Origin of the sequence: Citrobacter sp. ABFQG (assembly GCF_004322975.1) — a bacterium.
Classification (GTDB): Bacteria; Pseudomonadota; Gammaproteobacteria; order Enterobacterales; family Enterobacteriaceae; genus Citrobacter; species Citrobacter freundii.
On the sequence record NZ_CP036435.1, the window covers coordinates 3,893,193 to 3,919,052 of the forward strand.

General features: G+C 50.9%; 21 protein-coding genes and 1 pseudogene. 10 read left to right on the plus strand and 12 right to left on the minus strand.

The features are described 5' to 3' along the window. Window positions 1-82 precede the first annotated feature (82 nt). Window positions 83-919 (plus strand): S-formylglutathione hydrolase, encoded by an 837-nt coding sequence (gene fghA, locus WN16_RS19210; protein WP_044702073.1) that lies wholly within the window; start codon window positions 83-85, stop codon window positions 917-919. Here the strand turns inward: fghA and WN16_RS19215 are convergent, their stop codons facing one another. Beyond that, the gene (locus tag WN16_RS19215) at window positions 920-1,309 is read right to left on the minus strand and encodes a helix-turn-helix domain-containing protein (protein WP_003840109.1); all 390 of its coding nucleotides are present in this window, start codon (window positions 1,307-1,309) and stop codon (window positions 920-922) included. Next, window positions 1,299-2,669, minus strand: a complete 1,371-nt coding sequence (locus tag WN16_RS19220) for an L-serine ammonia-lyase (protein WP_071681415.1) — start codon at window positions 2,667-2,669, stop codon at window positions 1,299-1,301. Before WN16_RS19220 ends, WN16_RS19215 begins: the two co-directional genes overlap by 11 nt. Before the next feature lie 216 nt (window positions 2,670-2,885). Here WN16_RS19220 and serB point away from each other — a divergent pair, with 216 nt between their 5' ends. From serB to WN16_RS19235, 3 genes are all read left to right on the plus strand, one after another. Next, window positions 2,886-3,773 carry a phosphoserine phosphatase SerB gene (gene serB, locus WN16_RS19225; protein WP_044702071.1) on the plus strand — a complete coding sequence of 296 codons (888 nt, stop codon included), beginning with the start codon at window positions 2,886-2,888 and terminating at the stop codon, window positions 3,771-3,773. A 31-nt stretch (window positions 3,774-3,804) separates the two neighbouring features. Then, on the plus strand, window positions 3,805-5,127 hold the full coding sequence (locus WN16_RS19230; RefSeq protein ID WP_003840104.1) for an MFS transporter: 1,323 nt from the start codon (window positions 3,805-3,807) through the stop codon (window positions 5,125-5,127). Window positions 5,128-5,460: 333 nt separating this feature from the next. Beyond that, window positions 5,461-7,446 (plus strand): ligand-gated channel protein, encoded by a 1,986-nt coding sequence (locus WN16_RS19235; protein ID WP_044702069.1) that lies wholly within the window; start codon window positions 5,461-5,463, stop codon window positions 7,444-7,446. A 64-nt stretch (window positions 7,447-7,510) separates the two neighbouring features. Here the strand turns inward: WN16_RS19235 and lysP are convergent, their stop codons facing one another. Both lysP and yieE read right to left on the minus strand, forming a co-directional pair. After that, a complete protein-coding gene (gene lysP, locus WN16_RS19240) occupies window positions 7,511-8,980 on the minus strand; it encodes a lysine-specific permease (RefSeq protein ID WP_003027419.1) in 1,470 nt (489 codons plus the stop codon). Between the two features lie 195 nt (window positions 8,981-9,175). Continuing rightward, window positions 9,176-10,057 (minus strand): DNA-binding transcriptional regulator YeiE, encoded by an 882-nt coding sequence (yieE, locus tag WN16_RS19245; protein ID WP_044702068.1) that lies wholly within the window; start codon window positions 10,055-10,057, stop codon window positions 9,176-9,178. A gap of 178 nt (window positions 10,058-10,235) precedes the next feature. Here yieE and WN16_RS19250 point away from each other — a divergent pair, with 178 nt between their 5' ends. The 3 genes from WN16_RS19250 (at window position 10,236) to WN16_RS19260 (ending at window position 13,305) form a co-directional block, all read left to right on the plus strand. Next, window positions 10,236-11,285, plus strand: a complete 1,050-nt coding sequence (locus tag WN16_RS19250; RefSeq protein WP_088169144.1) for a YeiH family protein — start codon at window positions 10,236-10,238, stop codon at window positions 11,283-11,285. 71 nt (window positions 11,286-11,356) lie between these two features. Beyond that, window positions 11,357-12,214, plus strand: a complete 858-nt coding sequence (gene nfo, locus WN16_RS19255; protein WP_003027428.1) for a deoxyribonuclease IV — start codon at window positions 11,357-11,359, stop codon at window positions 12,212-12,214. 2 nt (window positions 12,215-12,216) lie between these two features. Continuing rightward, window positions 12,217-13,305, plus strand: coding sequence for a sugar kinase (locus WN16_RS19260; RefSeq protein WP_003027430.1), 1,089 nt, complete (start codon window positions 12,217-12,219; stop codon window positions 13,303-13,305). Window positions 13,306-13,351: 46 nt separating this feature from the next. On the opposite strand, the gene WN16_RS19265 is transcribed toward WN16_RS19260, so the two are convergent. The 4 genes from WN16_RS19265 to hypT form a co-directional block, all read right to left on the minus strand. Further along, window positions 13,352-14,602 carry a NupC/NupG family nucleoside CNT transporter gene (locus WN16_RS19265; protein ID WP_044702065.1) on the minus strand — a complete coding sequence of 417 codons (1,251 nt, stop codon included), beginning with the start codon at window positions 14,600-14,602 and terminating at the stop codon, window positions 13,352-13,354. A 96-nt stretch (window positions 14,603-14,698) separates the two neighbouring features. Then, on the minus strand, window positions 14,699-15,634 hold the full coding sequence (locus tag WN16_RS19270; protein WP_016150661.1) for a pseudouridine-5'-phosphate glycosidase: 936 nt from the start codon (window positions 15,632-15,634) through the stop codon (window positions 14,699-14,701). Beyond that, the gene (locus WN16_RS19275) at window positions 15,622-16,563 is read right to left on the minus strand and encodes a pseudouridine kinase (RefSeq protein WP_044702064.1); all 942 of its coding nucleotides are present in this window, start codon (window positions 16,561-16,563) and stop codon (window positions 15,622-15,624) included. Before WN16_RS19275 ends, WN16_RS19270 begins: the two co-directional genes overlap by 13 nt. A gap of 302 nt (window positions 16,564-16,865) precedes the next feature. Further along, window positions 16,866-17,777, minus strand: coding sequence for a hypochlorite stress DNA-binding transcriptional regulator HypT (gene hypT / locus WN16_RS19280; RefSeq protein WP_003840090.1), 912 nt, complete (start codon window positions 17,775-17,777; stop codon window positions 16,866-16,868). A gap of 349 nt (window positions 17,778-18,126) precedes the next feature. Between hypT and WN16_RS19285 the strand changes: the two genes are divergently transcribed. Together WN16_RS19285 and WN16_RS19290 are read left to right on the plus strand one after the other, a co-directional pair. Beyond that, window positions 18,127-18,846 carry an amino acid racemase gene (locus WN16_RS19285; RefSeq protein WP_003840089.1) on the plus strand — a complete coding sequence of 240 codons (720 nt, stop codon included), beginning with the start codon at window positions 18,127-18,129 and terminating at the stop codon, window positions 18,844-18,846. A gap of 75 nt (window positions 18,847-18,921) precedes the next feature. After that, a complete protein-coding gene (locus tag WN16_RS19290) occupies window positions 18,922-20,220 on the plus strand; it encodes an anaerobic C4-dicarboxylate transporter (RefSeq protein ID WP_003845167.1) in 1,299 nt (432 codons plus the stop codon). Between the two features lie 85 nt (window positions 20,221-20,305). On the opposite strand, the gene fruA is transcribed toward WN16_RS19290, so the two are convergent. From fruA to fruB, 3 genes are read right to left on the minus strand one after another with little or no spacing between them, the layout of a single operon-like run. After that, window positions 20,306-21,994, minus strand: coding sequence for a PTS fructose transporter subunit IIBC (fruA, locus tag WN16_RS19295; RefSeq protein ID WP_003840084.1), 1,689 nt, complete (start codon window positions 21,992-21,994; stop codon window positions 20,306-20,308). A gap of 16 nt (window positions 21,995-22,010) precedes the next feature. Beyond that, complete coding sequence (gene fruK, locus WN16_RS19300; protein WP_003027446.1) at window positions 22,011-22,949, minus strand: 1-phosphofructokinase; 939 nt, start codon at window positions 22,947-22,949, stop codon at window positions 22,011-22,013. Continuing rightward, a complete protein-coding gene (fruB, locus tag WN16_RS19305) occupies window positions 22,949-24,079 on the minus strand; it encodes a fused PTS fructose transporter subunit IIA/HPr protein (RefSeq protein ID WP_003845166.1) in 1,131 nt (376 codons plus the stop codon). Before fruB ends, fruK begins: the two co-directional genes overlap by 1 nt. Window positions 24,080-24,447: 368 nt before the next feature. Here fruB and setB point away from each other — a divergent pair, with 368 nt between their 5' ends. Then, a complete protein-coding gene (setB, locus tag WN16_RS19310; RefSeq protein WP_003027450.1) occupies window positions 24,448-25,629 on the plus strand; it encodes a sugar efflux transporter SetB in 1,182 nt (393 codons plus the stop codon). Here setB and WN16_RS19315 read toward each other — a convergent pair. Further along, a pseudogene (locus tag WN16_RS19315) lies at window positions 25,626-25,805 on the minus strand (YkgJ family cysteine cluster protein); the annotation flags it as partial. The gene setB and the pseudogene WN16_RS19315 overlap by 4 nt on opposite strands. Between the last annotated feature and the right edge of the window lie 55 nt (window positions 25,806-25,860).

A 25,860-nucleotide genomic window follows, 5' to 3' on the forward strand; every position in this document is an offset into this window, starting at 1 on the left:
AAGTTACTCACAGTGCAATGAATAATCTGTATTATGGTGAGTTCGCAAACACATACAGGTTCAACACAACAAGGAGCCACGCATGGAAATGCTTGAAGAGCACCGCTGTTTTGAAGGCTGGCAGCAACGCTGGCGTCACGACTCCGCCACGTTAAATTGCGCCATGACCTTCAGTATTTTTCTTCCACCACCCCGCGATAACGCCCCGCCTCCGGTGCTGTACTGGCTGTCGGGCCTGACCTGCAATGATGAAAACTTCACCACCAAAGCCGGCGCACAGCGCATCGCGGCTGAGCTCGGTATTGTTCTGGTGATGCCAGACACCAGCCCGCGCGGCGAGCAGGTTGCCAACGATGATGGCTACGATTTAGGCCAGGGCGCGGGATTTTACCTCAATGCCACTCAGCAGCCATGGGCAACGCATTTTCGCATGTATGACTATCTGCGTGATGAGCTTCCGGCACTGATTCATTCGCAGTTTAACGTCAGCGATCGCTGCGCCATCAGCGGACACTCCATGGGCGGTCACGGCGCATTGATTATGGCGCTGAAAAATCCCGGGAGATACACCAGCGTTTCAGCCTTTGCGCCGATCGTAAACCCTTGTCGCGTTCCGTGGGGCGAGAAGGCTTTTAGCGCTTATCTGGGTGAAGATAAAACACAATGGGCTGAGTGGGATAGCTGCGCGTTAATGCTGGCCAGTAAGCCCACAGACGCGATTCCGACGCTAATTGATCAAGGAGACAGCGATCAGTTTCTTGCCGATCAGTTGCAGCCCGCAGTGCTGGCCGAAATAGCCCGTCAAACCGCATGGCCAATGACACTACGCATCCAGCCAGGTTACGACCACAGCTATTACTTTATTGCGTCGTTTATTGAGGATCACCTGCGCTTTCATGCCCAGTATTTGCTGAAGTGATCACCAGTAAAGCGTATTTTCTATTGCCGCGCTGTAGCTCATCTCTTCTGACTGCGGCGCGGACGCTTTACGATTTAGATCGGCCGCCTGTTGGCGTACCTGTAATCTCCCCACGCTCTCACCGCCTTCATAACCTTCGTTAAAATTACGCACTTCAGACTCGAATAAGATTGCATCCAGGTGATGCAACTTATTCAGTGCACGCAACAGGGAGATAAGCGTGTCCAGATTGAGGCCGCCGCCTTTCTCAATGCGTTTAATGGTCGCAATGCCGACCTGTGCGCGGTCAGCAAGTTGCTGCTGCGTTAGCGCCAGAGAAATCCGCGTTTCTCTGATGCGAGCGCATAATGACAAGATGATTTCATCATTATTCATGGTGTTATATTTCATGCCGCCCTCCCCGATTTTTGGGCTGAATTTTCCCAAGGCAGCCGTGATACGTCTCACGGTACTTCGCGCTCATGTCTTTACCCGTTTCATACATGGCGGCAATCACCTCATCGAGCGAAACGCATGGCTCGCTGACACGGCTCATCGCCATCGTTGCGGCGTTAATCGCTTTTACGGACGAAATCGCGTTTCGTTCGACGCAGGGAATTTGTACCTGCCCGCCAACCGGATCGCAGGTCAGTCCGAGATGGTGCTCCATGGTGATTTCTGCGGCATTCAGCACCTGAGCAACTGACGCCCCCATCAGTTCCGCTAATCCGGCTGCGGCCATCGAACTGGCCACGCCGATCTCTCCCTGACACCCAACCTCAGAACCTAAAATAGACGCGTTTTGTTTGAACAGTAGCGCGATGGCGCCAGCGGTGAGGAAAAAGCGGATAACCGATGCGCTATCCAACTTACAGACAAACTTATCGTACCAACTGAGGACCGCAGGGATGATACCGCTCGCACCATTGGTCGGCGCGGTCACCACTCGCCCTCCAGCGGCGTTTTCCTCGCTGACGGCAATTGCAAACGCATTCACCCAGTTGAGGTTGGTGAGAAAGTCGTTAGCAGAGGGTTTCATTGCCAGTAATTTATAGAGCGAGCAGGCCCTGCGCGGCACCTGATACGAGCCTGGCAGTAGGCCTTCAGTATGCAGACCACGATGGACAGCCTGCTGCATTATCGCCCAAACGTACGCGAAATAGTCATGCAACGCCGCCTGGGAATGCACCTGTAATTCATTTTTCATCATTAATGCCGCAACGGATAGTCCATTACGCTGACACAGTTCCTGCAGCTGCGCGGCATTTTGAAACGCAAAAGGAAATGCGTTTTTTTGCGCGGCTCTCTCGGGCGCCGGCTCGCCGGGTTTGCGAACCTGTCCGGCGCCGGTTGAAAACCATGTTTCTTCATACAACGTAAAATAATCATCCCTGGCGCGAAACGTCATCGCATAGGGATGGCCAGAATGCGGTTGTTGATTCGGCTTAATCGCGACCGTCACGGTAACTGAAGGAGAAAGCGTCAGGGTGCCGTCCTGTTCAGCACGTTTAATGAGATCCATCTGCTGGCGTAAATCAACATCATCCGGCTGATTGCCCAACAGCCCCAGATAAAGAGCGATATCAACGTTATGACACTTGCGGCTTAATGAGAGCGCGCCGTATAGCTCAACCTCGATTTCTCGCGTTAGCGGTAAGATCTCCTGTAGCTTTAATTGTGAAATGAAGTTAAACGCGGCACGCATTGGCCCTACTGTTCTTGAACTGGAAGGCCCAATGACGACTTTAAAAATATCAATACAACTTTCCATTTTAGACCCATCCCTGTTAGTTAAAATAGAATATACCGCCAGTAGCAACAGACCGTGACGTGTATATCAAAAATGATACCTTTCAGACTTTGTTTATTTATTGGTATAAAAAACAATACTATTTTATCTTTTTTTTAACATTCACATCTGTGATAAAGCAGGATTCAATCGTCACCCTCGACTATTACAATAACCTTAATTTACAGGAGTGACATAATGGCAATTATTTATTTTATTAGTGCAAAAGATCCTGAAAAACTTCAGGCATGGCTGCACAATACATTTCTAAATACCGAGACCAAACAATATCCGTGCGCACTGGAACAATTATCTATAGCCGCATTCAATAAACCGTATTTAAAATTATCAATACCCGATGAAATATTCACCGATGACATATACAAGAAACTAAGGGCTACATCGTTCACTCAGCAATTTGATTTTTTCCTAAAACCGCAAATCATCCCGATGAACGGGATCATCGCCTTTGACATGGACTCGACGTTTATCGAGGAAGAAGGTGTGGATGAGATTGCCCGCGCGCTAGGCATCACCGATCGGATAACGAAACTGACGCAGCAAGCGATGGAAGGAAAACTGGATTTCAATAACAGTTTCACCCAGCGCATCGGAATGTTAAAAGGGACACACATCCATGTCATTAATGCCGTATGCGATCGGATGACGGCCTCTCCCGGCATTACCACCATTTTGCCATTCCTCAAGCAGAAAGGATTTAAAACAGCGATCATTTCCGGCGGACTGGATATTTTCACCCACCGCTTACAACAGAAATATCAGCTGGACTATATATTTTCAAATACCGTTGAAGTCAGGAATGGTATGCTGACAGATAATATTTCCGCGCCAATCATGAATGCAGAAAATAAGCAAAAAACATTGGCCATGCTTGCCGACTCTCTGCAGATGCCTCAGCATAATATTATCGCCTGCGGTGATGGCGCCAACGATATTCCCATGCTCACGTATGCTGGCACTGGTATTGCCTGGCGAGCAAAACCCGCGGTCAGAAATTTAATTAACAATCAGATTAATTTTCACGGATTCGAGTCGCTTTTGTTCTTTATCGAAAATGGATTATAACCCCACAAGCACTGTCTGAAGGGAAGATCATATGAGCTTGAAATCATTTATATTCAGCCAGGCTGATAAGCCGGTTGTAAAAGAAAAAAAAGAGATTGACCATACTTACAAAAAATTCAGGATAGAGATTATTACCTCGGTTTTTATCTCTTACGCGGTCTTTTATTTAACACGTAAAAACTTCTCAGCCGCCATGCCGGCCATGCTGTCAGATACCACTCTGACCGCAGAAGATTTTGCCATCATGTCTTCACTGTTTTACATCCTGTATGGCTCAATGAAGTTTGTTGGCGGCATGCTGGTTGATAAAATCAATCCGAAAGCCATGACCGGCCCGGTGCTCATTGGCGTGGGGATCGTTAATATTCTGTTTGGTTTTTCCGACAGCGTTGCCGCGTTTTATGTGTTGTACAGCCTCAATGCTATCCTCCAGGGCACCAGTTTTCCACCAATGGCAAAGATCATGGCATCCTGGTTTTCCAAGAATGAACGCGGACGTTGGTGGGCGGTCGTTGAAGCGGCGCATAATATTGGCGGTAGTCTCGCCCCACTGCTGACAAGTTTCGCGATTGTCTGGAGCGGTAGCTGGAAAATGGGTTTTTATGTACCGGGCGCAATCTCCTTGCTGATGGGGATCGTAGCGCTCTTTACGATTAAAGACCGTCCCGGGACCTTAGGTTTGCCTAACGTTGGCGAATGGCGTAAGGATCCAACAGAGCTTGCCCAAGTGAAAGCCAGTCCGGTAAATCTCTCCTTTTGGCAGATTTTCGTCAAATATATCCTGATTAACCCATTAGTGTGGATTATTATCATTGGCGATATGTCCGTTTATATTGCCCGCACCATCCTCAATGACTGGCCGCAAATTTACTATTCTCAGGTGCATGGCTGGAGTCTGATTAAAGCCAACTCCATTATCTCGTGGTTTGAAGCCGGTGGACTTGCCGGAGGGCTACTGGCGGGTTACTTATCTGACTTTATGTTTAAAAGTAACCGCTGGATGACAGGCTTAATATTCGCATTAATGCTGTGCGTATGTATTACCTTAATCCCACTGGTTCAGGATACCTCATATACCATTACGGCCATTCTCTTCACCATAATGGGTTTCGCCCTGTACGGGCCGCATATGCTTTTTGCCGTAGGTTGTCTGGACGTCACTCACAAAGATGCGGCGGGATCGATAACTGGCTTCCGCGGATTGTTTAGCTATGTCGGCGCGGCGTTAGCAGGCGTACCGGTGATATTAGTGAAGAACAACTGGGAGTGGTCTGGAGTCTATCTCTATGCCGTGATCGCAATCCTGTTAACCACCTTGTCACTGGCCTTACTCGCCAAATTCCATCGACTATAAGCCAACCATAACAGGACAGTGGCGCCATCGCCGCTGTCTTTCGGTTGGGTTCTTTCAGCGTCAAAAAGGTGTCCATCTTCTTCATCCCTCCATCATTCCTTCACTTTTTCTCCTTTTTTCTTCCTTCACTATCTTATTGATTAAAAAAGTATTTCACCCCAAATCACATCAAACACAAATGATTTCTATTATCATTTGTGTTTACAAATATTCATACTTTTGTACAATCCTCCCGCTTCTTTACTGAAAAGAGTCCTTAAAAGACAAATACATACAATTGTCATGGCCTTTCACATGACGCGCAGTTTGATTCATTTAAATGGAATGATACAAATGACTATACCTCACGTTAAGGCTGTAGCTGCCGCAGTATGCGTCGCCAGTCTCCCATCACTCGGCCATGCCGCTGAACAAGATACCGTGGTAGTTACCGCTACCGGCTTTGAGCAGAAAATTCAGGATGCCCCGGCTTCGATATCTGTTATTACCAAGCAGCAGATTGAGGACAAAGCCTATCGCGATGTCACCGATGCGCTAAAAGATGTCCCTGGCGTCGTCGTCACCGGCGGGGGGAGCAGCAGCGATATCAGTATTCGCGGTATGGCTTCGCAATACACGCTCTTCCTGGTCAACGGTAAACGCATCAGCACCCGCGGCACACGTCCTAATAGCGACAACTCAGGTATTGAACAAGGTTGGCTGCCGCCGCTTGAATCCATCGAGCGTATCGAAGTCATCCGTGGCCCGATGTCATCCCTGTACGGCTCCGACGCGATGGGCGGTGTCATTAACGTCATCACCAAGAAAGTGTCGAATACCAAAGCCTGGACCGGTTCTCTGCACGGCGATGCCACTTTCCAGGAAGACAGAGACTCCGGCGATATTTACCAGACCAACGCCTATGCGTCTGGGCCACTGATTGACGGATTACTTGGCGCGAAGGTGACCGGGTTATTCTCCCATCGGGCGGAAGATAAAATCCTCAATGGCTACAATGAACAGCGTATGCGTAACGGGGGCTTAACCCTGAACTTTACGCCAGACGATAAAAACGACATCGATTTCGATTACGCACGTGAATTGCAGGATCGCGACAGTACCCCAGGCAAATCTATGGCTGAGGAAAACTGCCGCAACGGAAGCTGTAAGCCAAACAGCAAAAGCGAAAGCAAGTATGTGCACACGACGTATTCTTTAACCCATAGCGGTTATTACGATGACTTCAACTCCACCAGCTATGTCCAGCAGGAAGAGAGCGAAAACCCGGGTCGCAAAATGAAGTCTTACAATACGATTTTCAATAGCCAGAACCAGGTCTTCCTTGGGGCGCATACCCTGACGCTAGGCGGGCAATACCGTTATGAAAAACTGCGCGATAACGGCAACCAGCTGCAAGCGGCTGATGGGCTGAACAAACTGACCCGCTGGAGCTGGGCGTTGTTTGCTGAAGATGAATGGGCCGTTACCGATACCTTTACGCTGACCGGCGGTCTGCGTATGGATAAGGATGAAAACTACGGTGACAACTGGACGCCACGCGGCTATGGCGTATGGCATCTGAGCGATCAATGGACCTTAAAAGGCGGCGTTTCGGCGGGCTATCGCGCCCCGGATCTGCGCCAGTCATCAGCAAACTGGGGACAGGTCACCGGCGGCGGTCGTCTGAACGGAATCATTGTCGGCAACCCGGACCTGAAGCCGGAGAAAAGCCTCAGCGAAGAAATCGGCTTACTGTGGGATAACGGCGATAACCTCAACGCAGGCGTCACCCTGTTCAATACCGACTTCAAGAACAAAATCACTGAAGTGCGCCGTTGTAACAGCAGTTCCGATCCGGCCTGCACCATCGGCAATACCCATTATGACTTCGTCAGCGATCGCGTTAACGTCGATAAAGCCAATATGCGTGGCGTAGAATCCACCTTCGGCTGGAAAATAACCTCTGACGTCAACTGGACTGCGAACTACACCTACACGGAATCTGAGCAGAAAAGCGGTCAGTTCTCCGGCCAGCCGTTGAACAAAATGCCGAAGCATATGTTTAACACGACGCTGGACTGGCAGGCCACGCAGGATCTCGGTTTCTGGAGCCGCCTGAATCTGCGTGGAAAAACGTCTGAATACCTGAGCCGTACTTCCATGGCGCAGGGTACGCCGTCCTATACGCAGGTCGATGTGGGTTTACGTTACTATGCCACCAAGGATCTGTTGATGACCGCTGGCGTGTATAACGTGCTGGATAAGCAAATCGATTACGATACCTACGACACCGTTCTCGATGGTCGTCGTTACACTGTTGGCATGACTTACAGCTTCTAAGTTTGACGCAATAAAAAACCCCGGCACTCATCATGCCGGGGTTTTTGTTATGCTTTTTATACTGTTATTTCTTCACGCGACCCGGGAATTTCATTTCGCTGTAGCGGACAAAATGGGTTCCTTTGGTCAGCTTATAGCCAAACCAGATAATCAGGAACAGCGGGATACCAATATAGGTAGCCATCACGCCGCCCCAGTCAATGCTGTCTTTCAGGAACGCTTCGTAGTTCTGGCCGAGAGTGATAATCAGGCACAGCACAAAGGCGAAGATCGGACCCAGCGGGAAGAAGCCAGAACGGTACGGCAGATCCTTCACATCGTGGCCCTGCAGCACATAACCGCGACGGAAGCGATAGTGGCTAATGGCGATCCCCAGCCAGGCGATAAAGCCCGTCATCCCGGAAGTATTCAGCAGCCACAGGTATACGGTCTGATTGCCAAACATCGAGGTCAGGAAGCACAGCCCCGCCACCACGGTGGTCGCATACAGCGCGTTACGCGGTACGCCGCCGCGAGACAGTTTGCCGAAAATACGTGGCGCTTTACCGTCACATGCCAGGGTGTAAAGCATACGCGTCGAGGCATACATCCCGGAGTTACCTGCAGACAGTACCGCCGTCAGAATAACCGCGTTCATCACCGCCGCAGCAGACAGCAGACCCGCATGCTGGAATACCAGCGTGAACGGGCTAACGCTGATGTCTTTCACATCGTTACGCAGCAGGCTTGGATCGGTGTACGGAATAATCAGGCTGATAATCAAAATCGCGAACACATAGAACAGCAGGATTCGCCAGAATACCTGACGTACCGCACGTGGAATGTTCTTTTCAGGATCTTCAGATTCACCTGCCGCGATACCGATAAGCTCCGTCCCCTGGAAGGAGAAGCCGACGATCATCGCCACGCCAATCATCGCAGCAAAACCACCGGCAAACGGTGCATCACCGGTCGTCCAGTTGCTCCAGCCCACCGGCTGAGCGCCTTTGAAGATACCGAAAATCATCATTACGCCAACTACGATGAAGATAATGACGGTGGTAACTTTGATCAGTGAGAACCAATATTCCGCTTCACCAAATCCGCGAACGGATATGTAGTTCAGCAGGAAGATCACGCCGAGGAACAACGCACTCCAGATCCAACCCGGCGTGTCCGGGAACCACCAGCTCATCACCAGCTGTGCGGCCACCAGGTCAACGGCAATCGTTACCGCCCAGTTGTACCAGTAGTTCCAGCCCAGCGCGAAGCCAAAGCCTTCTTCTACGTAGTTCTGACCGTAGGTGGAAAACGAGCCAGAAACCGGCATATAGGCCGCCAGTTCACCGAGGCTGGTCATCAGGAAATACACCATCAGACCGATCAGAATATAAGAGAACAACGCGCCGCCAGGACCCGCTGCAGAAATAGTTGCACCAGATGCAACGAAAAGACCTGTACCGATGGAGCCTCCAATGGCAATCATCGTCAGGTGACGCGCCTTCAGTTCACGACGTAGCGTGGGCGCTTCTGTGGTTTTAGTTTCGGAAACCATGTGAAAATGCTATCCATCCAAAAAATGAGGCGCGATTGTAGCAGACGAAACGGCATTCTTCCGGCACAAATGCGCTGTTATAAGAGACCTTCATGACTGGCCGCGGATTATAAGTAAAGCAGAAAATAGAGGGGGCAAGGCGGTTAAAACGTAACCGCCATTATGCAAAAAGGAGTCGCTACGACAGTGAACGTCCTATTTCCCCTGCTCTACCTGGTCGCTGTAGTGCAAAAAGCGCGTAATGGAATTGGAGATATGTTTTTGTCGATGATGAACACGCCACAGCGTGCGGACCAAACGTGGAAGCGGCACAGGAACTTCGCTCAGCGTTCCCGCCTGTAACTGCTCGGCAATGACCCGCCGTGACAAACAGCTGATCCCAAGGCCATGGCGCACTGCATGCTTAATGGCCTCGGAGTTACCCAACTCCATTGCCATCTGAAATCTCGGCAAATGAGACAACAGCAGGTAATCCACCAGTTCACGCGTACCCGATCCTCGTTCACGCAGGATCCACGGCGAAGCAGCCAGTTGTTCCAGCGTAACGGGTCCCTTTGTAAGCGGTGACGACGGTGCGGCGAACACCACCAGCTCGTCTTCCAGCCACGGTTCAGAGATAATTTCCGTACTGTGACACGGCCCTTCAATCAGCCCGATGTCTACCCGGAAATCCAGCACCGCATTGATCACGTCCTGGCTGTTGCCCACGCTAAGCTCCAGCGGCAAATCGGGGAAATCATGCCGATAGCGGGCGATCATGGCAGGGAGAATATAGTTGCCAATGGTGCTACTGGCATAAACCCGGATAGCGCCATTATCTTCGCGGAAAAGCTGTTCGATTTCGGTCGTTTGCTCAAGTAGCGCCAGCGCCCGTGGGTAGAGCAAGCGCCCGTGTTCGTTGACCACCAGTCGTTTACCAACACGGTCAAACAGTTGCACGCCGAGTTGCCCTTCCAGATCGGTAAGTGCCGCACTCACCGCCGACTGCGACAATGCCAGCATGACAGACGCCTGGGTCGTTGAGCCGCTTTTTAATACCTCAGCAAACACTTCAAGTTGTCGCAGGGTGATATGCATAGTCGTTTTCCACCGGATAACCGTTACTTATACCCTAAATAATTCGAGTTGCAGCCAGCGTACATGCAACCTGAAGTATGACGGGTATACCACTTATATAGATTAATTATAAATATATAATCAATTTTATTTTTAAACCACTTCGCCGTACTCTTTTACCCAGATAAAGGAGAAGGATATGACAGAACTCACCTTGCAGACTCATCGTCGTACAGCGTGGCATTTTATTCCGGGGCTCGCCCTGAGTGCAGTTATCACTGGGGTCGCCTTATGGGGTGGATCCATTCCCGCCGTTGCAGGTGCCGGGTTCAGCGCCCTCACCTTAGCAATCTTACTGGGGATGGTTCTCGGCAACACCGTCTATCCGCACATCTGGAAAAGCTGTGACGGCGGTGTGCTGTTTGCTAAACAACATTTATTACGTCTGGGGATCATCCTCTACGGCTTCCGCCTCACCTTCGCGCAAATTGCTGACGTCGGCGTCAGCGGTATCGTGATTGATGTGTTAACGCTAAGCAGTACCTTTATGATTGCCTGTTTCCTGGGGCAAAAAGTGTTTGGTCTGGACCGCCACACCAGTTGGCTGATTGGCGCGGGGAGCAGCATTTGTGGTGCCGCCGCCGTGTTGGCAACCGAGCCGGTAGTGAAAGCGGAAGCCAGTAAGGTGACGGTCGCTGTCGCCACCGTAGTGATCTTCGGTACTATCGCTATCTTCCTGTATCCGGCAATGTATCCGCTGCTGGCACAGTGGTTTAGCCCGGAAACCTACGGCATTTACATTGGTTCCACCATGCATGAAGTGGCACAGGTAGTGGCTGCCGGGCACGCCATTAACCCGGATGCGGAAAATGCCGCAGTTATTGCCAAAATGCTGCGCGTCATGATGCTGGCACCGTTCCTTATCCTGTTGGCCGCTCGCGTTAAACAGCTGTCTCCAGCCTCCGGTGGTGAGAAGAGCAAAATCACCATTCCGTGGTTTGCCATCCTGTTCATTGTGGTCGCGATTTTTAACTCGTTCCACTTTCTGCCGCAGTCGGTAGTGAACATGCTGGTAACACTGGATACCATTTTGCTGGCAATGGCGATGGCCGCACTGGGGCTGACCACTCACGTTAGCGCCCTGAAAAAAGCCGGTGCTAAACCGTTACTGATGGCCCTGCTGCTGTTTGTCTGGCTGATTGTAGGCGGTGGCGCGATTAACCTCGCTATCCACGCGCTGATGGCATAAACGAGCACGACTCACCTCCATTAACCCGCTATACTTCCTCCTTTTGCATTTGAGTATGGCGGGTTTAATTTATGAAATACATCGGAGCGCACGTAAGCGCCGCTGGCGGTCTGGCTAACGCCGCTATTCGAGCCGCAGAAATCGAAGCGACCGCATTCGCCCTGTTCACCAAGAATCAGCGTCAGTGGCGTGCCGCGCCGCTGACCACCGAAATCATTGATGATTTCAAATCTGCCTGCGAGAAGTATCACTATACTTCCGCGCAAATCCTGCCTCACGACAGCTACCTGATTAACCTCGGTCACCCGGTCAGCGATGCGCTGGAAAAATCGCGAGACGCGTTTCTTGACGAAATGCAACGCTGCGAACAGCTTGGCTTATCCCTGCTTAACTTTCACCCGGGCAGCCATTTGATGCAGATTCCGGAAGATGAATGTCTGGCGCGCATTGCGGAATCGATCAACATTGCCCTCGCCCAGACCCAGGGCGTTACGGCGGTCATTGAAAATACCGCCGGACAGGGCAGTAACCTTGGCTTTAAGTTTGAGCACCTGGCCGCTATTATCGACGGCGTAGAAGATAAATCCCGTGTCGGCGTCTGTATTGATACCTGCCACGCCTTCGCGGCCGGTTACGATTTGCGTTCCGTTGAGGAATGTGAAAAGACGTTTGCGGAATTTGAACGAATTGTCGGCTTCAAGTATCTGCGCGGTATGCACCTGAACGACGCCAAGAGCACGTTTGGCAGCCGCGTTGACCGTCACCACAGCTTAGGTGAAGGCAATATTGGCCACGATGCCTTCCGTTGGATCATGCAGGACAATCGTTTTGACGGCATTCCGCTGGTGTTGGAAACCATTAATCCAGATATCTGGGCAGAAGAGATTGCCTGGCTGAAAGCCCAGCAAACTGAAAAAGCGGTGGCCTAATCATGAACGACAGGGAAAAGCAGATCCTTAAGATCCTGCGCCGCAATCCGTTGATTCAGCAGAATGAAATCGCCGATATTTTGCAGATCAGCCGTTCACGCGTCGCTGCGCATATTATGGATTTAATGCGTAAAGGCATGATCAAAGGTAAAGGTTATATCCTTACCGAACAGGATTATTGCGTGGTTGTCGGTGCTATCAACATGGATATCCGGGGTGTTGCAGACATCCATTATCCGCAGGCAGCCTCTAACCCTGGCAGCATTCATTGCTCAGCAGGCGGTGTAGGACGTAACATCGCCCACAACCTGGCGCTGTTGGGCCGCGACGTACATTTAATTTCCGCTGTTGGCAGTGACTTCTATGGCGAAACATTGCTGGAACAAACGCGTCAGGCTGGGGTTAACGTTTCCAGCTGCATTCGTCTGCATGGACACAACACCTCAACCTACCTGTCGATCGCTAATCAACAGGAAGAGACCGTACTGGCCATTAACGATACCCATATCCTGCAACAATTGACGCCGCAGTTGCTTAACGGTTCGCGAGATTTGATTCGCCATTCCGGTGTCGTACTGGCCGATTGCAATCTGACCGCCGAAGCCATTGAGTGGGTCTTTACTATTGCCGATGATATTCCGGTATTCATTGACACCGTTTCAGAGTTCAAAGCGGAAAAAATGAAAACCTGGTTTACGCGTATTCATACGCTAAAACCCACGCAGAAAGAGCTTGCGATTTTATGGGGCCAACCTATTCATACTGATGCGGATCGCGTACTGGCCGTCAATAGCCTGCATCAGCAAGGTGTAAAACGCATTTTTGTCTGCCTGGAAGATGAATCCGTTTTTTGCAGCGAAAAGGACGGCGAACAGTTTTTATTGACGCCGCCTGAGCATACGGTGGTAGACAGTTTTGGTGCCGATGACGCTTTTATGGCGGGATTACTGTACAGCTTTCTGGAAGGCAGTGAGTTTCGTGAAAGCGCGCGCTTTGCCATGGCCTGCGCAGCATTATCGCGGGCCAGCGTCAGTATCAACAACCCAACGCTCTCTGCGGATAACGCTCTGTATTTGCTGCAAACAGCTTGAATGTCTGCCGGATAGCGCTACGCTTATCCGGCCTACAAACTTTATTTTATGCCAGTCCGATAAAGAAACCGGCTATTGTGGCGCTCATCAGGTTTGACAGCGTTGCTGCTGCCAGCGCACGCATTCCAAGTTGCGCGATTTCCGGCGCACGCTGTGGCGCAATCGCCGAAAATGCCCCGACCACGACGCCAATCGAACCGAAGTTCGCGAAACCACACAACGCAAACGAGATAATCGCGATGGTCTTCACGTCCAGCGTTCCGCCCGTTTGCAGATACGGCGAGAAGTTGAGATAAGCGACAAATTCGTTGATCGCCAGCTTCTGTCCAATCAGACTACCTGCCAGCGTCGCATCGCTCCAGTCCACGCCCATAATCCACGCCAGCGGGGCTAACACATAGCCAAAGATCCCTTCCAGAGTGGCGTGTTCAAAACCAAACCAACCGCCAATTCCGCCGATAATGCCGTTAATCAGCGCGATAATGGCGACAAATGCCATTACCACCGTCGCAACGCCTGCGGCAATCTTCAGCCCGGTCATAGCCCCACTGGCCGCCGCTTCGATGATGCTTTTCGGTGGTGTTTCAGTAAATGACAGGTTTTCAAAGGTGACGCGAGATTCTTCCGTTGCCGGACTCAGCATACGGGCGAACAAAATGCCGCCAGGGATTGCCATCAATGATGCCGCCAGCAAATAGTCAATCGGGACGCCCATTCCGGCGTAACCAATCATCATTGAGCCAGCAATCGAGGCCATCCCGCTACAAATAGCGGTAAACAGTTCATTACGATTAAGGCGGTCAATAAACGGTTTCACGATTGCCGGGATCTCGTTTTGCCCGAGGAAAATCGTGGTTACTGCGACAAATGACTCGATCTTACTGATGTTCAACGCCTTCTGGAAAATACCGCCGAGGATGCGGATCAATAGCCCCATCACGCCAATGTAATAGAGCAGACTGATGAGTGCGGTCACAAAAATGATGGCCGGGAGCACCCGGAAGGCGAAGATAAACCCAGCCCCGTCAAACAGCACATCCATTTTTGGCCCAACCAGGGAGCCGAAGATAAATGCGCTACCCGCGTCACTATATGACATCACCTTGTGGACGCCGAGCGCGGCCTGTTCAACCAGCCATTTTCCCGGCGGGAAATAGAGCATAATACCGCCGATGGCAATTTGCAGTACCAGCGCAGCCCCAACGGTGCGCAGACTAATACGTTTTTTATTTACTGACAGCAGAAACGCGATGGCCAGTAATATCACCATACCCACAACACTTCTCATTATATCCATAATGAAATTCCCTTCATGCCAGGAAACCCGGCGTTATCGCCAGGTTTTGGTAGGTTTGATATTCGCGGGCGACCGCATTCTGCCCGGGAAATTCTGTCAGGCGAGGCGTTGATACTCCTTCGCAATTTCACAGGCCAGCACCGCGTTGTTGAACACCAGTTGAATATTTGATTTCAGGCTGTCGCCACCGGTCAGCTCCGCAACTCGCGCCAGCAGGAACGGCGTACTTTCTTTACCCACGACGCCCTGCTCTTCCGCTTCGTTTACCGCCTGATCTATTGCCGCATTAATTTTCTCTTCTGCCATGGCAAACTGCTCCGGGATTGGATTAGCGACAACCAGGCCTCCATTAAGACCCGTTTGCCATTTCACCGCCATCGCGCGGGCAATCTCTTTAGCGCTGTCCAGACGGATACTGACTTCAAACGGACTGGTACGACAGAAAAATGCCGGTAACGCTTGGGTTCGATATCCAATTAACGGCACGCCAAAGGTTTCTAAATATTCAGTCGTTAAGCCAAGATCCAGAATAGATTTAGCACCAGCACAAATTACCGTGACATTGGTATGTGCCAGTTCCTGCAGATCCGCGGAAATATCAAACGTATGTTCAGCACCACGATGAACGCCACCAATTCCCCCGGTCGCAAATACTTTAATTCCAGCCAGCGCGGCAATAATCATCGTAGAGGCAACGGTGGTGGCACCATTTTTCCCTGCCGCGACCACAAATGGCAAATCACGACGACTTACTTTCGTAACGCTATGTCCTTCTCGTCCAAGCAATTCAATTTCATCTTTACTTAAACCTACTTTCATTATTCCGCCGATAATGGCAATGGTCGCAGGAACAGCGCCGTGCTTACGAATAGTTTCTTCTACTTCAATCGCTGTCTGAGCATTCTGCGGAAATGGCATTCCATGAGAAATAATGGTTGACTCAAGCGCAACAATCGGTTTTTTACTGTTTAATGCTTCCTGGACTTCTGGTGATATTTGTAATAATTCAGAGGAAAGAGTTAATTCAGACATTCTGTGTTCTCCACTATTGAGCTAACATTCGCAACAGACAAATCAGGGTTATTGGTATATTCACAGGCTAATGCCATTGATGAACACCCCTGCGCAAATCGAACCGAATCAATAAAGGGCATGCCGTCTACCCAGCAGGCGGCCAGTCCAGCCATCATCGCATCACCAGCCCCTGTGACATTAATGACGCGAGTTTCAATGGGGAGCGACCAACCACAACTCCCCGCAATATCACTGTAATAAACGCCGTCGCCACCCATGCTGAGCACCAGCCGGTTTAAGCCGCGATCATGAAACCACGCGGCGACTTTGCTAACGTCATCACGCCCAGAAAGCGCAATACCGCTGAGCGTTTCGGCTTCAAGGCGGTTTGGTTTGAGGGTGTGAATTTTTGCAAGGCGGCCGCGAATTTTTACGCACTTCCAGGCCGACACCGGGTCAACAAACACCGGAACATCTCCGGCATTTTCCAGTACCCATGCCAGAGCGTCTTCGCTGATATTGCAATCGGCGATAATGACTTTTGCCTGCCGAATAAAATCAAAATGCTGTGATAAAAACTCTTCTGAAATATGCTCGGTGATACTCATATCATTAATAGCCACCAGCATTTCACCGGTATTATCAAGCAGCGATAAATAACTGGATGTATTCTCTCCGGAAACGATAAGACACTTGTCGACATGTACTCCTGATTGATTAGTTTGTGCCAATAATGATTGACCATAAAAATCGTTACCAACCGCTGTTAGCAACCAAGAATTTTTACCCAGCAGCGCGAGATTATGTGCGATATTGCGTCCAACGCCACCGGGAGTGAATTTTATCTTACCTGGATTCGAATCCGCATAATTTAGAGAAGCATGCGAATACCCAGCAACATCCATATTGGCCGAGCCAATCGTTACGATGTATTCCTTTTCACGCATAGCACGTCCCCTGGCAATTAATTTGCCACAAATGAGTTCGTTAAAAATAACCAACGCCACACATCAGGTTATTAGAGCACATGTTCACTATCAAACACGTGTTCATAGTAGGCGTGTTTTTGACAAAGTAAATCCATCCACAAGCTATAAAGTCGATAGATATGAACAGAATCACAATTTTTTATAGATACAGTTTGTCAGGGAGAGAGAAAATGAGAGGTAGTACACAAATTGATCAGGTTAAAAAGCATCTTTGGTCATAACCGAAGGTTTTTCAGACGCGCCAGGCGAACTGGCGCGTATCAACTAAGCGAAACCAGATCCTCTGGCATATGGTTGTACAAAATCCGCCAGAAGTGCTCAGCCGTTTTATTCAGGCGGGTATCCATTCTATAAATATAGGCCTGAATAGGCACCATCAACTCCGGCGTGTCCAGACAAACCAGGCGTTTATCCCGTAGTTCGTTCACGATCGTCCACGCTGGCAGCCAGGCAATACCATGCCCATCCAATGCCATATTCTTCAATAGCTCACTCATCGAAGACATAAACAGCGTACGCGCCGAAATACTACCCACCTCCGCCAGGTGACGGTTAACCAATCTTCCCATGTAGGATGTGCTGGTATAGTTCAGTATCGGCACCTGCGGCTGATAGATATCAAACAACGCCTTACCCTGTGAATCCGCAGCACAGACGGGATACAGCTCAGACTCAAACACCTTCAAGCCGCAGAAAGGTGACTGCATTAAGTCTTCATCGCGAAAGGAGATAATGAAATCACTTTTCCCCTCGCGCAGCGTATTCACTGCCTGGACTACGTCAATCGCTTCGACGTGGTATACAAACTCCTCACCCCATGCTGACATTGAATGTACTAATCTGGGCAACATCGTCAGCGACAGAGAATGCGCTGCCGCTATTTTGATATTGGGAACGCCAAGCAGGTTGTGACCACTAAGCTCATCTAAGTTACATTCCAGCTGTTGCAGCAGGCTACGGGTCTGCGAATGGAATAACTTACCCTCCTCCGTCAGCTGCAGTGGACTCGTCGTACGGTCAAACAGCAACACCCCAACGGCGGATTCGAGCGCCTTGATCCGCCGGCTAAATGCCGGTTGGGATAGGTTGCGCTCCTCCGCTGCCTGGGAAAAATGACGACACGCTTCCAGCGTCAAAAAGTCATATAACCATTTTGTCTCGATATTTTTCATGCCTGTCACGCGGATGTTTAAATATGTCAATTAGTCTTAAGCATCATGCCTGAATATGCCCGGAGATGATATTCAACATCAGCATCTGTTGATTCGTTTTTTGCATAACACCTTCGTTTTTGACATTAACCTGTTTCTTTACCCATCGACCACGACAGCTTATCGCCGCGGAATTTCAGGCATCTGCCTGATTACTGGCCTGCTGAGGTGGCAAAAGATACTGCACCCATGCAGTTTTTGCATTGAACCATACATTATTGCATTTCTCCTCACGACACACTGCTGTTAAACATAGACACCAGACACACACCAGCCCTGATATTAAATATCGGTAATAGAGGTATATATTGTGAAAGGTTTAATTGGCGTACTTGGTGGTATGGGACCTGCTGCAACCGTCGATCTTTTTAATAAATTCGTCACCTTTACCGCAGCGCAACGCGATCAGGAACATATCCCATTAATTATTTCATCCATCCCTGATATTCCAGATCGAACTGATGCGTTAATGCATCATGGTCATTCCCCACTTCCGGCAATGCGTGATTATATGCATAAACTGGAAGATGCTGGTGCGGAGTGTATTGTGATCCCCTGTAATACTGCCCACTTTTGGTTTAATGAATTAAAAGAGTGCTGTCATACAGAGTTACTCAGTATCGTTGAAACCACCATGGATGAAGTCAAAAACTGCGGAAAATCACGTATCGGTTTACTTGCTACCAACGCCACCCTTTACATGGGACTCTACCAAAAAGGCATAGAATCTCTTGGCTTAACCTGTGTCAGCCCTGATTCATCCGGTCAGGAAAAAGTCATGGATAGTATTTATTGCTTAAAAGCCGGCGATCTTAAGCGGGCACAAACGCTGATGAATGAACAGGCTGAAATGCTCTTTTCACGCGGTGCAGAAGTCATTGTACTGGGATGTACTGAAGTCCCCGTCATTCTTGCCAACGCAGTCAAAAACTCACCAGATAAATATATTGACTCAACCGGTTCATTAGTACGCGCCGGTATTAAATGGTACGAAAAGCGGGTTGGCAAACATCATCTTCTGGCGCAATAACAGCCGTCACCAGTTTAATAAAGCATTAAACAAACACTTATTTTAATAACAAATTATTCTCTGGCGGAGGCCATTATGGTTTGGTTAGAAATTATCGTCGTGTTGGGTGCAATATTTTTTGGTATCCGCCTCGGCGGAATAGGTATCGGTTTATGCGGCGGGCTGGGGCTGGCTATTTTAACGTTGGGATTTGATCTACAAATTGGTTCGCCCCCCGTTGACGTTATTCTCATTATTATGACAGTTGTCGTGGCAGCATCGGCGCTACAGGCCGCCGGAGGTATGGATTATCTGGTTCGCGTAGCCGGTAATTTCATGCGGCGTAATCCTAAATATATCAATATTATTGCACCGATTATCACCTGGTCGATGACCATTATGGCCGGAACAGGGTTCATTGTATTTTCTACCCTACCGGTGATTGCCGAAGTCGCCAAAGAGTCCGGTATCCGCCCTTCTCGTACGCTCGCCGGCTCCGTGGTCGCCTCTCAGGTGGCGATATCCGGTTCACCGATCAGTGCCGCAATGGCGGCGATGCTGACCATTATGGAAGGCAACGGTGTCACCTTTATCCAGGTTATGGCGGTATGTCTGCCAGCTTCGTTTGTTGCCGCGATGGCCGCCGCTTTTATCGCCTCACGTCAGGGATGCGAGCTACAAGATGATGAAGTCTATCTTGAACGCCTGCAAAAAGGGTTGGTTCGTAAATATGAAGGGCAAAACAGCACTGTACCGGGTGCCAAACTCTCAGTCGCCCTGTTCATGTTGGCAACGGTCGTCATCGTTATTCTTGCCGCCTGCCCGCAGCTACGCCCCGGATTTGATGCCGGCAACCCAATGAATACCCGGGATATCATCATTATTTGTATGCTATCTGCCGCTTGCCTGATGGTGGTGTTATGCAAAACATCAACCGATGCTATTGTCCTGACCTCCACATTTCGAGCAGGGATGAGTTCACTGGCCGTCATTCTCGGGATTGTTACATTGGGAACGACCTTCATTGATGCCCACTTAGCGGAGATTAAGGATATCGCAGGCGATATTCTACGGGCTTATCCGATGCTGTTGGCGCTGGTGCTGTTTGGTACCTGCGCACTTCTCTACTCGCAAGGCGCCACAACGCCGCTGATTATCCCTCTGGCCGTTGCGCTCGGCGTACCTACATGGGCGATTCTGGCCTCCTATGTGGCGGTAACCGGGGTGTTTGTTCTACCAACATACCCGACTTCGCTGGCGGCAATGGAGTTCGACACCACCGGGACAACACGCGTGGGCAAGTATGTCTTAAACCATCCGTTTATGCTGCCAGGACTGGGTGGGATCATTGCTGGCGTTGCCTTTGGTTTTATCATCGCGCCAATGATTGCCTGAACCGTTTTACATATCCATCTTCAGGCAGCAGTTAATCGATAAAAAAAGGGGCAGAGAAATCTCTGCCCCTGATGTCAGCATTAAATCATGCCGCTTTTGCCACAACCTCATCTTCCGGGCGCTTCAGCACCGCGTAGGAGAGACCGGCTACCAGCGTACCGGCAATAATGGCCAGCAGGTAGCCCAGTACCGGCGTAATTGCGCCTGGAATTAACAGGACGAAAAGCCCGCCGTGTGGCGCCATCAGCTTCGCACCTACTGCCATCGAGATAGCACCGGTAATCGCACCACCAACGATACAGCAAGGCAGAACGCGCATCGGGTCACGGGCTGCGAATGGAATAGCCCCTTCGGTGATAAAGCACAGGCCCAGTACCAGCGCAGCTTTGCCGCCTTCCTGCTGCGCTTTGTCGAACTTACGGCGCGCAACCAGCGTTGCTAAACCCAGAGCCAGCGGAGGAACCATACCTGCCGCCATGATGGCCGCCATCGGCGCATAAGTTTGCGTACTCAGCAGACCCACACCGAAAGCATACGCCGCCTTGTTAACCGGACCACCCATATCGGTACACATCATGCCGCCAAGAATCGCTCCAAGCAGCACCGCATTCGCCGTACCCATGGTTTGCAGCCAGTGGGTCAGACCTTCCAGAATGCCAGCCACCGGTTTGCCGATCAGGTAAATCATGGCCAGACCAACCACCAGGCTTGAGAACAGCGGAATGATCAGGATCGGTTTCAGCGCTTCCATACTCTGCGGGAGTTTCAACTTCGTGCTGATAAGCTTCGCCACATAACCGGCAAGGAAACCAGCAATAATCCCGCCAATAAAGCCGGAACCGGTGCTCACCGCCAACATACCGCCGATAAGACCCGGCGTCAGACCAGGACGGTCAGCGATGGAAAACGCGATATAACCTGCCAGAACCGGCACCATCAGCGCAAAAGCTGAACCACCGCCAATCTGCATCAGCGCCGCCGCCAGCGTACCCTGCTCTTTAAACGCTTCGATACCAAAAGCGAACGAGAGTGCAATACACAGACCGCCAGCAACCACCATCGGCAGCATGTAAGAGACGCCCGTCAGCAGGTGACGATATGCCCCCGCGCTCTCTTTCTTACTTTCGGTTGCTGAAGTCTGCGCTTTACCGGTTGGCTGGTACGGTGTTGCTTCTTCCAACGCTTTGTCCAGCTCCTGCTTGGTTTTCTTCAACGCAAGACCCGTAGAGGTGCGGTACATCGGTTTGCCGGCAAACTTCGCCAGATCAACTTCAATGTCAGCTGCCACAATCACCAGATCCGCCTGAGCCACTTCTTCCGGCGTAATGGCATTGCCTGCGCCAACAGAACCTCGAGTTTCAACCTTCACCCACCAGCCACGTTTTTTCGCTTCTGTTTCAATCGCTTCAGCAGCCATAAACGTATGAGCAACACCGGTCGGACACGCCGTCACTGCCACCACGCGTTTTGGACCACTGCTGGCCACAGGTGCTGTTGCAACCGGGGCACTGTAAGGTTTTGCATGGCCCTTCGCTTCGCTGAGGAACAGTTCAGGGTGCGCAACCGCACGACCAATGTCGCCCAGCCAGACTTTTTTGCCGTTCAGCGAACTGTCGGCAGGAAGCGTATCGCCCAGAACAATTGCCAGTTCGGCATCATTCGGATTATCAATAATTTCCAGATGTGCTTTCTGTGCCGCCGCTCCAAGCAGGGTTTTCGCCATGTAAGCGCGAGCCTGGCCGAGATTAGCGTCAATAATCAGCAGCGTTTTCATTATGCCTCTCCTGCTGTCAGTTAAACGGTTTTAAGTCGACACGCGCCATCATTGCGGCCAACTGAGGACGATCGGTAATGCCTACATTGCTTTGGCTTACTGCCAGGGCGGCAACAGCCGTCGCCAGACGCAGGGTATGTTCACTGGACTCACGCATCAGCAGGCCGTAAATCAGACCGCCAACCATTGAATCACCCGCGCCGACGGTGCTGACCACCTCAACTGACGGCGGTTTAGCAATCCACTCACCTGAAGCGTTAACCCACAGCGCACCTTCCGCGCCGAGTGAAATCACCACGTGAGCAATACCCTGCTCGCGCAGCGCATGCGCCGCATCAATCACATCTTTCATTTCCGGCAGTTTGCGGCCTGCCCAGATTTCCAGCTCACGACGGTTTGGTTTCACCAGCCACGGTGCCGCTTTCAAACCCGCCACCAACGCTTCACGACTACTATCAAAGATAATGCAAGGACACTGACTGCGCAGGCGCGTCATCCAATCGGTGAAGGCTTCCGGGCTCACGCCGGTCGGCAAACTGCCGCTGACGCACACCATGTCGAACTGGCCCAGCCAGCTCAGCGAGTCATTCACAAAGCGTTCCCAGTCAGCCGGGGTGACTTCAAAGCCGGAGAAATTAAAGTCAGAAACTTCACCGTCTTTTTCGGTCAGTTTGACGTTGATACGGGTACGCCCTTGGACAACCTGAAAACGGTTGGCAATACCCAGTTCGCTGAACAACTGCTGAAAACCATCCTGGTTGTCTTTACCCAGGAAGCCGCCTACAGTGACATCGATACCTAAATCCTTCAAAACCTTAGCGACGTTAATTCCTTTCCCTGCCGCGTGCAGACCGGTGGTTTTAACCAGGTTCACTTCACCGCGTTCAATTTCCGGGCAAAAGCCCACCAGGTCGTAAGCCGGGTTAAGGGTGATAGTCGCAACACGTCTGCTCATTACGCGCCCTCCCCCAGACCTGCCGCGATGGCTTCTCCAATCGCCTTCAGCGCCTGTTCAGCATCTTCGCCCTGTGCGGTAAAGCGCAGGTGATGTCCTTTTTTCACACCTAATGCCACAACTTTCATCAGACTGCGTCCATTCGCCGGTTTGCCGGTTCCATCAAGATTTGTCACGGTAATTTCACTGTTAAATTGTTTAATCGTATTCACCAGCATGGTGCCCGGGCGGGCATGTAACCCATGCTCATTGCGCACAATAAATTCGGCGCTCAGTACATCATCAGTTAAGGCGTCATCGCTGGTCAGCAGCGCCAGCACCGTTGCCGCATCGGCTTTCAACAAACGGTCAGCTTTATTATTCAGCAGCAGATCGCCAAGGCGCTTCAGCACGGCAACCGGTTGATCGTCATTCATGGCGACGGTCACCAGCAGGGCTGCCGCTTCACCTTGTACATCGAACGTTGTTGCTGCACGGCTGACCGCAACAGCGCTACGAACGTTGCCTTCAGCACAGTCATTCAGCCAGATCCCCTGACCGAGATTCATCGGCTGCTCATTGATTGCTCTGGTCACAAAGGTGGCGTCAACTGCACCGACTTCTTTCAGTCGTGCCGCGTTGAGTGCCTGCAGCGTCACCAGCGAGTTGGCCACGACATCCAGCGACAGCGTTTCGTTATCAAGCTTCAGCTGTTCGCTTTGCTTTTCGCCCATCAGCAGCGCACGCAGTTCTTCCGCCGTGGTCGCAGATTTCAGCTGTTCAGCGACAGAGTCATCGCTCAGCACGTGTGTCAGCTGACGCAGTAAACCGAGGTGTTCATCAGAGCTTGCGGCGATGCCGATTGCCACATAAGCAACCTGCCCTTCGCCCCAGGTCACGCCCTGCGGAAACTGAAAAACCTGCACACCGGTTTTCAGCACCTGATCGCGCGTGTCCGTCGTACCGTGAGGAATCGCGATACCGTTGCCGAGGAACGTGGACGTCTGTTGTTCGCGCGCCAGCATGCCATCGACGTAGCCTTCCGCGACGTTACCCGCCTGCACTAAGGCAGCGGCAACCTGGCGAATAGCCTCTTCTTTATTCCCGGCCTGTTCGCCCGGGTGAATATCCTGAACAGATAACTGGAACATGGTTCTCCTCTCCCGCTGATTTGAAACGATTCAGCTAACATGAGAAAAAAGGCGTCACCTGACTCCATCAGTTATGGCGAGATGACGCTGAAACGTTTCAAGAAGTCTTGCTCTTTTTTCTTCAGCACACAAGTAAAGTTGACAAATTACTTGCTGAATTTAGAGATAACGCACATTTTCTCTGCGAGGGAGAAAAAACTGCTGACGGAAAAACGGCGTCAGCTTGTCAGATTCAGCAACGTCAGCAAACAGCGTTCTTTGACTGAAATGCTATTTTGATTTTTGATGCCGATTTTGATTTGGCTCCCTGTTTATTTTCTGACAAGCGGCGTAAACTCCGCGTCTCTTCACATCATTGATATCAAAACATGCATAACACCCCCGTAGCCGCCACACCCAAGGCGTTTGATTTAACGTCTTCGGCGTTCCTGCTTGTCGCATTTCTGACGGGTATCGCCGGTGCGTTGCAGACGCCAACGCTTAGCCTTTTTCTGACAGATGAAGTCCATGCCCGTCCCGGCATGGTCGGGTTCTTTTTTACCGGCAGCGCCGTGATCGGCATTTTGGTGAGTCAGTTTCTGGCCGGGCGCTCGGATAAAAAAGGCGATCGCAAAAACCTGATTGTGTTTTGCTGCGTGCTGGGGATGCTGGCCTGCGTGCTGTTCGCCTGGAACCGTAACTATTTTATTCTGCTGTTTATCGGGGTATTCCTCAGCAGCTTTGGATCGACTGCCAACCCGCAAATGTTCGCTCTCGCCCGTGAACACGCCGATCGCACAGGTCGGGAAGCTGTCATGTTCAGCTCAATATTACGTGCGCAGGTTTCGCTGGCCTGGGTAATTGGCCCACCGCTGGCCTACGCGCTCGCCATGGGGTTCAGCTTTACGGTGATGTATCTCAGCGCAGCGGTGGCGTTTGTTGTCTGCGGCGTAATGGTCTGGTTATTTTTACCCTCGATGAGTAAAAACGTGCCGCTCGCAACAGGCGCAGTTGAGGCCCCACGCCGCAATCGACGCGACACGCTGCTGCTGTTTGTTATCTGCACATTAATGTGGGGCACTAATAGTCTCTATATCATTAATATGCCGCTGTTTATCATCAACGAACTGCATCTGCCGGAAAAACTGGCTGGCATCATGATGGGTACCGCAGCCGGACTGGAAATCCCGACCATGTTGATTGCTGGCTATTTTGCAAAGCGTCTGGGCAAACGTCTGTTGATGAGAATTGCTGTCGTCGCCGGGTTCTTCTTTTATGCCGGTATGCTGCTGGCTCACTCTCCGGCGATATTACTTGGCTTACAGCTGCTGAACGCGATTTACATCGGCATCCTCGGCGGAATTGGCATGCTCTATTTCCAGGATCTGATGCCAGGACAGGCAGGCTCAGCAACGACCCTGTATACGAATACCATTCGCGTGGGCTGGATTATTGCCGGATCGCTGGCGGGGATTGCCGCTGAAATCTGGAACTATCACGCGGTGTTCTGGTTTGCGCTGGTGATGATCGTCGCCACCGTTGTGTGCCTGGCGCGCATCAAGGACGCTTAAGGCGCGGTCAGCGCTTCAAGCTCGATGAGATAAACCATGGCCTGGTGCGTCGTCTGTCCGCACATTTCCGCACTGGGCTGTAAACCGCCGCACACTTTTGGTCGTAGCGGCGAAGCAAAAATTTTGCAACGCAGGGATTCATCCAGCTGAACGCATGGCGTATTAGCAGGTTTGCCTAATGTATAATTATTCACTGTTTAAAATTCACATTCCTGCTGTTAGCATCAGGTC

Excerpts from the sequence above, each read along its gene's own strand:
- serB (WP_044702071.1), top strand. The coding sequence starts at position 2,886 with ATGGCAATTATTTATTTTATTAGTGCAAAAGATCCTGAAAAACTTCAG.
- WN16_RS19220 (WP_071681415.1), bottom strand. The coding sequence starts at position 2,669 with ATGGAAAGTTGTATTGATATTTTTAAAGTCGTCATTGGGCCTTCCAGT.
- WN16_RS19265 (WP_044702065.1), bottom strand. The coding sequence starts at position 14,602 with ATGGATATAATGAGAAGTGTTGTGGGTATGGTGATATTACTGGCCATC.
- nfo (WP_003027428.1), top strand. The coding sequence starts at position 11,357 with ATGAAATACATCGGAGCGCACGTAAGCGCCGCTGGCGGTCTGGCTAAC.
- fruB (WP_003845166.1), bottom strand. The coding sequence starts at position 24,079 with ATGTTCCAGTTATCTGTTCAGGATATTCACCCGGGCGAACAGGCCGGG.
- hypT (WP_003840090.1), bottom strand. The coding sequence starts at position 17,777 with ATGAAAAATATCGAGACAAAATGGTTATATGACTTTTTGACGCTGGAA.
- yieE (WP_044702068.1), bottom strand. The coding sequence starts at position 10,057 with ATGCATATCACCCTGCGACAACTTGAAGTGTTTGCTGAGGTATTAAAA.
- WN16_RS19230 (WP_003840104.1), top strand. The coding sequence starts at position 3,805 with ATGAGCTTGAAATCATTTATATTCAGCCAGGCTGATAAGCCGGTTGTA.
- WN16_RS19275 (WP_044702064.1), bottom strand. The coding sequence starts at position 16,563 with ATGCGTGAAAAGGAATACATCGTAACGATTGGCTCGGCCAATATGGAT.
- WN16_RS19250 (WP_088169144.1), top strand. The coding sequence starts at position 10,236 with ATGACAGAACTCACCTTGCAGACTCATCGTCGTACAGCGTGGCATTTT.
- fruA (WP_003840084.1), bottom strand. The coding sequence starts at position 21,994 with ATGAAAACGCTGCTGATTATTGACGCTAATCTCGGCCAGGCTCGCGCT.
- WN16_RS19235 (WP_044702069.1), top strand. The coding sequence starts at position 5,461 with ATGACTATACCTCACGTTAAGGCTGTAGCTGCCGCAGTATGCGTCGCC.
- WN16_RS19270 (WP_016150661.1), bottom strand. The coding sequence starts at position 15,634 with ATGTCTGAATTAACTCTTTCCTCTGAATTATTACAAATATCACCAGAA.
- fruK (WP_003027446.1), bottom strand. The coding sequence starts at position 22,949 with ATGAGCAGACGTGTTGCGACTATCACCCTTAACCCGGCTTACGACCTG.
- WN16_RS19215 (WP_003840109.1), bottom strand. The coding sequence starts at position 1,309 with ATGAAATATAACACCATGAATAATGATGAAATCATCTTGTCATTATGC.
- fghA (WP_044702073.1), top strand. The coding sequence starts at position 83 with ATGGAAATGCTTGAAGAGCACCGCTGTTTTGAAGGCTGGCAGCAACGC.
- WN16_RS19260 (WP_003027430.1), top strand. The coding sequence starts at position 12,217 with ATGAACGACAGGGAAAAGCAGATCCTTAAGATCCTGCGCCGCAATCCG.
- setB (WP_003027450.1), top strand. The coding sequence starts at position 24,448 with ATGCATAACACCCCCGTAGCCGCCACACCCAAGGCGTTTGATTTAACG.
- lysP (WP_003027419.1), bottom strand. The coding sequence starts at position 8,980 with ATGGTTTCCGAAACTAAAACCACAGAAGCGCCCACGCTACGTCGTGAA.
- WN16_RS19290 (WP_003845167.1), top strand. The coding sequence starts at position 18,922 with ATGGTTTGGTTAGAAATTATCGTCGTGTTGGGTGCAATATTTTTTGGT.